Annotated in this window: 2 pseudogenes; one reads left to right on the top strand and one right to left on the bottom strand. The window is 62.9% G+C overall.

Annotated features, from left to right (window positions below):
- Window positions 1-132, top strand: a pseudogene (locus U8L64_RS00150) (FAD-binding protein); the annotation flags it as partial.
- Between the two features lie 100 nt (window positions 133-232).
- On the opposite strand, the pseudogene U8L64_RS00155 reads toward U8L64_RS00150, so the two are convergent.
- A pseudogene (locus U8L64_RS00155) lies at window positions 233-356 on the bottom strand (hypothetical protein); the annotation flags it as partial.

The following is a 356-nucleotide window of genomic DNA, read 5'->3' on the forward strand; positions in this document are numbered from 1 at the left end:
GGCATGCAGAACGGCGATAACTTCAAGCACCTGTATTCGCTGGCCGACAAGCTCGGCGCGGCGGTCGGTGCCTCGCGTGCCGCGGTCGATGCCGGCTTCGTGCCGAACGACATGCAGGTCGGCCAGACCGGCATCGGGCGTCGAGATGTCCGCGCCCATCAGGTGATAGACGTCGTAGTTGCGGCACAGCTCTCGGTAGTAATGCGAGGTCTGCCAATCTGCTTCCGACAGCACAGGTAGAGGAAGTCATGCACCATGCGACTGTCGCGAAAGCGCACCTCGTGCTTGGTCGGGTGCACATTGACGTCCACCACCGCCGGATCGACGTCGAGGAACAGCACGAACGTCGGATGCCG

The organism is Pseudomonas sp. FIP_A4 (genome assembly GCF_036701605.1).
Lineage (GTDB): Bacteria > Pseudomonadota > Gammaproteobacteria > Pseudomonadales > Pseudomonadaceae > Stutzerimonas > Stutzerimonas phenolilytica.